The sequence below is a fragment of the Methylobacterium sp. Gmos1 genome (assembly GCF_053764715.1).
Map to the genome: position 1 here is coordinate 1 of NZ_JBSNCC010000048.1, position 6,942 is coordinate 6,942.

Sequence of the window (6,942 nt, forward strand, 5' to 3'; positions counted from 1 at the left end):
CTCGCGCCAATCGGCCACGTCCCTCCCGCCGAGGCCGAAGCGAGCTATCATGCCAACGTCGGCGACCACGCCCTGGCCGCCTGACCCAAGACAAACAGCCTCCGAAAAACCCGGAGCGGTTCACAGCGCCTCCGCTGCGGATTTCTGGCGTATCCCAGCCACGTCAACTCACCGGTCGTGTCCGTGCGGTGAGCTTGTTGCCGTCCGGATCACGGAGATAGGCCACGAAGGCGCCGTTCGGACGCTCTGTGGGTGGGCTCTCGATGGCGGTACCCCATGCGCGGTACCAGCCTCGTGCCACGCGATGACGTGATCGCGGCTCGCAGCGACGATACCGATGGTCCCGCCGTTGGCCGCGGTCGCTGGCTTGCCGTCGATCGCCTTCGTGATCATCAGCCGACTACCCTCGTGGGCATAGATCAGCCTCCCTCGCTCATCCATCTTGCCGGGCTTGCCGCCGAGAGCGGAGAACGTCGCATCGTAGAAGGCCCGTGCCCGCTCCAGGTCGTTGCTGCCGATAATGACGTGTGAACATGCGTCGCTCCGGAAATGGCGTCCTGGGTTAGCCCCAGTCGGGCCTGGAGACGGGTAGGCGGTTGCCCGCCGCGGTAGCTCGCATCACTCCACGGCAACGTCAACGACCTGCTGCCGGGCGTCGGCCGGCGCTGGCTTGCCCGATGGTGGCGCTGGCCGGGCACCCGATCCGCTGTTGCTCACCCGTCTCATGCTGCCCATCCGGCGAAGATTGCGATGCCGCGAATGGTGCGCTCGCCGGCCGGGAGTCGGGTAGGCGCTCTACCCCCGCGAAGTCCCGAACGGGCGCGAAGTCCCGAACGGGCGCACTTACGGGGCAATTCTCGATTTCCCGATTTCCCGTGTCGGATCAGAGGCTTCGCTGCGGCGTCCGTCCGACGCTGAAATGCCGGCCACCAGGCCCCTGTCCGAGGCCTCATGGCAGCGCCCGCCGGATGTTGCCCACGGTCTCCGCTGAGACACCAGCCCGCCAACGTATTGCCGCCTGTGAAATATTATCTTGCTGCGAGCCGACATCGCCAAAGCAAAGCTAAAAAAATATCTACGATATTTGTTTGAATGTGCTAATATGTCGTTTCTGCTTCGGAGGTTGTCATGGCCAGTCGCGAACAATTCAATATATCAATCTCTCAAAAGAGAACCGGTATAATATTTGCTGCTACCGCAATAGCCTTGATATTTTGCGGTTTCCTCCTCTATATCAGGCCGGGAGCAGCAGGACCAAATAGCATGGTAGAGGGAGGAGTCGGAGAATTCTCTATATATTTTGCATTGTTTGTTTTTGCTATTTATATAGCCTTTTTTTCTAAAGACTTAATAAATACAAATTCTGTTGTTTCGGTTGGCGACCAAGGCATCTTCGATCGCCGCATATCGACGGGCTGGATACCATGGAGTGCCATACGGGCGGTAAGCATTGTAGATCGCTCCTCACAAAAAAGCCTGTTGTTCAAAATATCTGATTCTTATGATATCACTAAAAACACTAGGCGCCTGATGATCGATCATACTGCTATTAATAAGAATGAGGCGCCATACGAATTCTTGGTTGAAGCTGGTAACCTGAAAGGTGGTTTCACCGCACTACACAACGCAGTGACCAGTTTTCACCAAATCCCGCAGGATGGTCGCGCTCACTGACGCGGGCGCTAGTGCACTGACGCGGACGAACGCACCACGCCCGCTCTCGCCAACCAATTGCAAACGCACCGGAAATCGCAACGAGCTGTGTACCTTTTGAAGGCGTCAGTGCACTAGGAGGCCCGCGAAGCTGTCGATCACGAGGTCGCGCGGCACAACGAACAATCGGCCCGAACGCGCCTCGTTGGCGCAAAGGGTAATCAAAATGCCCTTAGCCTCGCCGGAGACGTAAGATCACCCCCTATATGCCGGCCGGGGCGCTGTACCGCTCCGTGAGGGCTGTTTTCCGGCCGGTGTCGCGTTCGGGCAGGGTTCGAATGACAACGGGGGATGCCAACCCCGCACGCCTCACCACCCAAGCCGCCGCTGATATCGTGAAGCGGTACGCGACCGCGGCCGGGCTCGATGCCTCGACGTTCGGGGCTCGCTCCCTGCGGGCCGGCTACATCACGACCGCGGCCGAGCGTGGCGCGGATCTCGCTCGCATCATGGACCAGTCCGGGCACCGGGATACCCGGACGGTCGTTGGCTACATCCGTCGGGCGAATGCGTTCAAGGGGCACTCGGGGAGTGGGTTATTGTAGACCATCATCAGATCCACGATCGACGCGGTGTCGAGCAGGCATCTATGCGGTCGGCAAATCTTGCTTGTTTGGCTTAGACACCAAGTCGTTAATAACCTCGCAGGCGTCCGCCATTCCATTCCCGGCCGACATCTGGCCTTGCACCTGGCGACAGGCGATTGACACAGCGGCGGAACTCACCAGCCCGTCAATCATGCGCCGGGCTCGGCGAGCGGTGAAGCGCCAGCGGCTCAGCGAGGCGCCAACCCCGAGACGCACCACCCGCTGCGCTTCGTCGGCGTGGTCGAACGCTACCGGTACAATGAGTTGCGGGCAGCTCGCGGCGAGCGCCTGCGCCACCGTGCCGATCCCACCGTGGTGGATGAGCGCTGCGCAGACCGGCAACAGCCGGCTCAGCGGCGCGTAGGGGACATGCATCACGCCGGCTGGCAGCTCGGCCTCGATCTCCTCGGCCCGGCCGGCGAGCAGGATGCCGCGCTGTCCCGAGAGCCGGCACACCTCTGCAGAGGTGGCGAAGAACGACTGCGCACCAGCCATCGCCGAGCCGTAGGTGAAGACCAGCGGCGCCGGTCCCGCGGTCAGAAACGCCTGTAGGTCCGGCGCTAGGTGGGCGGTGTCGCCATAGGTATCGGCGAGCAGAAAACCGACTTGGCGGAGCTGCTCCGGCCAGTCGGCTTGTGGCGGGGAGTACCAGTCCGGTACGGCGAGCAGTACCCGATCGGGGCTGTGCCACCAGTCCCGTAACCGCTTCACGGGAGCGAGCCCGAGCTCAGCCCGGAAAGCGTTGAGCGGCAGCAGCATAGCAGGGTCGATGACGAACAGGTCTGCGCCGCGACCGACTCCATGTCGCCAGCGAGCCGGTAATAGGTTGGGCAGTGGCAGACCCGGCAATCGTGGTGGCGCGAAGCGGCTCTCGACGAGCATAGGCATCAGGTGAAGGGTCGTCAGGGTTAGCCCAAGCCGCTCTTGTGCTACCCGGGCTCCGAGCGCGAGGGTGGAGGCGACCACCAAATCAGTTCCCGGACAAACCTCCGCTTCCAGCCAGCGGTAGGTCGGCTCAATCGCCTTTGCGATTGCCTTGAGCATGATGCGAGCACCGCGGATCGGGTGCCAAAGCGCCGGCTGCCTTATTACGTGTTCGAAGTCGGCTGATGTGCCGATAGCGTGGAACAGCAGACCAGCGCGAGCGGCAAGCGGCATGAACGGTTCGGGTGCTGCGAGGTATACCTGATGGCCGCGTGCCTGAAGCGCTGCGCCGAGTGCGATAACAGGAAGAATATCCCCATGAGTGCCAAGAGCTACGAGGAAAACGCGGCGATTTTCGTCGATCATCATGGTCGTACCGGGATGCAATGAAGACAGCGCCAGCGCCTTCGAAAGATAAGCCTCTGAGTGCGTCTCATTATTTTTCCGTTATTGATGGCGCATAATGAACGACATTGATCATTGCCAATTGAAAATACGCATTATATAAGATAGCAGAAAAATTTGGTAACAAAATAACAATTGTGAAAAAATTATAATAAGCCTGATATTAGATGTTCGATATATCAGAATGCAGCGATCGGCGGCGGGGCCTTCTTCGTTCCCCGCCACATTAGCTTTCGATAATGACGCCTGTCCATGGCAATGCCAGGAGAAGCACGGCTGTCGTGATGCGGAACGCCGGCAGCCGTAGCGAGCCGGGCGAGTTTTCGACCTACCCCTTGTCCCGGCTCGCCCCATCCAGATCACAAGCCGGTGCCTCACTGCCTACAGCTCGTAGGTCCTATCGTCAGGCGGAGTAGGCTGGCTGGCGTGGCGGCGACGTTAGAAGCGAAAAATTGTCTGCAACGAGGTCGCATCCAGAGCAATGTCATTTAGCACTTTTCCCAAAACGTTCGATCTATGACCGCCATAAAAACTTATATTTTATTAATGCTACTTATTTTGGTGGTGATACACATGCATGACAGCAGCAACTTAGCTGTAAACACAATCATAGGATTATAGGTTATGTCCATAAATGACGATATGAGTAATGACAAAAATTTATCTTTCGAAGACCATAGGGATTTTACGATCACATTGTCGAAAAATATAGATATCAATTCATCAATATATGTTATTGAAAGTCGTAAGATGCTTCGCGATTGCCTTGAAAAATGCTTGATTAAGTCATTTAATGACCAAACCATAATGTCGTTTGCATCCATCGATGAATGGGATCAGTCGAAAATATTATGTAGGGAAGGAGACATCATTATCATATGCTGTGATGCGCTCGAGACTCCTCAAACCAAAGAGGATCGTAATGATCTTCTTTTTCGCTCCGGTATCGAGGCTAGGTTTGTGCTTTTGTGCGACAGCGAAGATTTAGCTGGCGTCGTTGAACAACTGAGTAAGGGCGTACACGGCTATATCCCGACCAGCGTCAGTCTCAATGTGGCGATTGAGGCGATACGACTGGTACAAGCTGGAGGAATTTTCATCCCCTCGAGCTGCGTATTCCAACATTGCGAACCTGTTGAGCCTGTAACGCCTCGCAGCCAATTCACTCCACGCCAGAGCGCGGTGCTAGAGCAGCTGCAGACGGGCCGGTCGAATAAAATAATAGCATTTGAGCTAAAAATGAATGAAAGCACCGTCAAGGTTCATGTTCGAAATATCATGCGAAGACTCGGCGTCACAAATAGAACAGAAGCTGTTGTTCAGACACATAAAAATATAAACATATAACAATTTTTAGGAAATAAAACATGTCAAACCGAAGAGAATTATATAGAAATCCCAAGGGGGATTGTTGGTACCTAGGGCGAGAACCAGTGGATGGTAGAACTTTCGTTATCCATCAGCCCAACGGTCCGTCAGGTAGCCGTCTGCGCCATATCGAGCTAGGAGCTTTCCTGAGCGATGGAAGCGGGAAACCAGAGCAACAGGCTTTGCTCCGCTTGATTGGCACTCTTGTTGACGTCCCGCCGTATGCAGACGACGCCTGAAGACTGCACAGCCCGAGTTGCGCTGGCGGGCGTGCTCGTGCAACTCGCAGCCCTCGACGCGCGGTGTAGCGCAGCCGTCGTTGTTCGAGAGCACGATCACCGGCACGCCGGTGAGCTTTGGGTCGAACACGCGCTCGCAGGAGTAGTAGAAGGAGTTGCCGTCGATCAGCGCGATCCCCCGGCTCATCGCACGAAGCTCGTCCGCGCCTTCACGTGGTGCCAGCGCACCGAGAACAGCAGCACGCTCCAGAGCAGGCTCTCCTCCAAGTCCTCCAAGGCGAATTCCTGATCCATCTCCCGGGTTGTCGAACGTGAGGGACAACCCCGACCGGAACGTCCTCACGGCCTCGCACAGCAGCGAGTTGGCGGAGCGGTGGGGGCGCAAGACCCGCAATCTGATCGCCAGCCATGGCGGTGACCTCGGCGTCACCCTGTCCGAGGACAGCGCCGCGGCTTACCGATGGGCAACGACGGAAGGAGGCGAGTACCTGCCTGTCGGCGTCGGCATCGCGGGTTTCCGCGCGGACCTTGGCATCATCGACGACCCGTTCGGCAGCTGGAAGGACGCCGAGAGCCGACGGATCCGGGATCGGGTGTGGGACTGGTACTCGGACGACTTCTCGACCCGCCTCAAGCCGGGATCGAAGCGGGTCATCATGTACACCCGCTGGTACGACGACGACCTTGCCGGCCGCATCATCCGCCAGCTCGACGCGATCCGCCGCCCCTACCGATCGATGCGATCCCAAGGCACCTCCTGGCGGGTGTAGCGGCTAGCACTCCACCACCGTGCCATTTGCCGGCGCTGGCGTTGGGGCGGGCATCCCGCCCTTCGGGGCACTCCGGATGCCGTGACGGCGGTAAGGCGCCTTTATCCTGAGAACGTCTGGGCCAGCCTCCACGAGGCGACAGAGCGGCCGTGCCTGTGACGAACCACCCGAGCATCTATTTTTCATTGGTGCCTCAGAAAAAAGCGATATTTTTCGGTGTGTCTTGCGATTGAAATAACGACAACCCATATAAAACAGATCGATCTTTGGCCGGATCACTGGGCTTCGTCGCTTCGCTTATGCTGAGCACACGCTCTGTCACTCTCTCCAGATCTATCGATTTCGGAGAAATGCCGAGAAAGGGGAGAGATTATTGTGGCAAAGAGCTTCATCACCGGTGCTGCCAGCAGCCCTTCCAATGAAGAGTTTCAAAAGCGCGTGGCGCGGTTGTCAGACATGCCGGTAAAATTACCCACTAATAAGAAGCATCAGAATAAGTCTTCAAAGTGGTCTACTGCGCGACGGCAGCCTGAGGAGCCATCGGATCAATCTAAAACATCTGACGATGTGGATTGAAGAGGGTTCTTCAGCCCAGTGTGCTGGTCAACCGCATCCTTAGCCTCCTTGAGGAGTGAGGCGACCGTTATATTATACAGTAAAGTTGATGAAATTGCGATGCGTGGGCGGCATTCGGTGGTGGCCCAACGTTTGGGGGCTGACAGCCGGACCGCCGCCGCATCCTCAGAAACAAAAGGCCGCCCTTGCGAGCGGCCGAAGTCCAAGGAGGAAACGCCCATGGAGGGCGCTTCTGATTTAGAGCGCCTAACAGAACGGCACGATTGGGTCGGTTGGGCGTTGGGGTGGTATGGCTCGCCCGCTTCTCCCTGACGATCTCTGGGCTGCGATCGCCCCCCTTCTGCCGCCGCACCCGCCTCG

6 protein-coding genes and 2 pseudogenes are annotated in these 6,942 nt (G+C 57.6%); 5 read left to right on the forward strand and 3 right to left on the reverse strand.

Going from position 1 to position 6,942, the window contains the following annotated elements:
- Positions 1 to 163 precede the first annotated feature (163 nt).
- Positions 164 to 522, reverse strand: a pseudogene (locus ACS5PV_RS32565) (VOC family protein).
- A 606-nt stretch (positions 523 to 1,128) separates the two neighbouring features.
- On the opposite strand from ACS5PV_RS32565, the gene ACS5PV_RS32570 reads away from it, so the two are divergent.
- Entirely contained in the window at positions 1,129 to 1,674 is a 546-nt protein-coding gene (locus ACS5PV_RS32570; protein WP_455399454.1) for a hypothetical protein, read from the forward strand.
- A gap of 317 nt (positions 1,675 to 1,991) precedes the next feature.
- The gene (locus ACS5PV_RS32575) at positions 1,992 to 2,258 is read left to right on the forward strand and encodes a tyrosine-type recombinase/integrase (RefSeq protein WP_455399455.1); all 267 of its coding nucleotides are present in this window, start codon (positions 1,992 to 1,994) and stop codon (positions 2,256 to 2,258) included.
- Positions 2,259 to 2,300: 42 nt separating this feature from the next.
- Here ACS5PV_RS32575 and ACS5PV_RS32580 read toward each other — a convergent pair whose 3' ends face one another.
- Positions 2,301 to 3,593 carry a glycosyltransferase gene (locus tag ACS5PV_RS32580; RefSeq protein ID WP_455399456.1) on the reverse strand — a complete coding sequence of 431 codons (1,293 nt, stop codon included), beginning with the start codon at positions 3,591 to 3,593 and terminating at the stop codon, positions 2,301 to 2,303.
- Between the two features lie 660 nt (positions 3,594 to 4,253).
- Between ACS5PV_RS32580 and ACS5PV_RS32585 the strand changes: the two genes are divergently transcribed.
- Complete coding sequence (locus tag ACS5PV_RS32585) at positions 4,254 to 4,976, forward strand: LuxR C-terminal-related transcriptional regulator (protein ID WP_455399457.1); 723 nt, start codon at positions 4,254 to 4,256, stop codon at positions 4,974 to 4,976.
- Between the two features lie 318 nt (positions 4,977 to 5,294).
- Here ACS5PV_RS32585 and ACS5PV_RS32590 read toward each other — a convergent pair.
- Positions 5,295 to 5,423 (reverse strand): annotated as a pseudogene (locus tag ACS5PV_RS32590) (Y-family DNA polymerase); the annotation flags it as partial.
- Positions 5,424 to 5,547: 124 nt separating this feature from the next.
- Between ACS5PV_RS32590 and ACS5PV_RS32595 the strand changes: the two are divergent.
- Together ACS5PV_RS32595 and ACS5PV_RS32600 are read left to right on the forward strand one after the other, a co-directional pair.
- Positions 5,548 to 6,006, forward strand: coding sequence for a hypothetical protein (locus ACS5PV_RS32595; protein WP_143132201.1), 459 nt, complete (start codon positions 5,548 to 5,550; stop codon positions 6,004 to 6,006).
- 375 nt (positions 6,007 to 6,381) lie between these two features.
- The gene (locus ACS5PV_RS32600) at positions 6,382 to 6,582 is read left to right on the forward strand and encodes a hypothetical protein (RefSeq protein ID WP_143132200.1); all 201 of its coding nucleotides are present in this window, start codon (positions 6,382 to 6,384) and stop codon (positions 6,580 to 6,582) included.
- Positions 6,583 to 6,942 lie beyond the last annotated feature (360 nt).

Bases quoted from the DNA above. Each gene is read 5' to 3' on its own strand.
- ACS5PV_RS32570 (WP_455399454.1), top strand. From the start codon at position 1,129: ATGGCCAGTCGCGAACAATTCAATATATCAATCTCTCAAAAGAGAACC.
- ACS5PV_RS32575 (WP_455399455.1), top strand. From the start codon at position 1,992: ATGACAACGGGGGATGCCAACCCCGCACGCCTCACCACCCAAGCCGCC.
- ACS5PV_RS32580 (WP_455399456.1), bottom strand. From the start codon at position 3,593: ATGATGATCGACGAAAATCGCCGCGTTTTCCTCGTAGCTCTTGGCACT.
- ACS5PV_RS32585 (WP_455399457.1), top strand. From the start codon at position 4,254: ATGTCCATAAATGACGATATGAGTAATGACAAAAATTTATCTTTCGAA.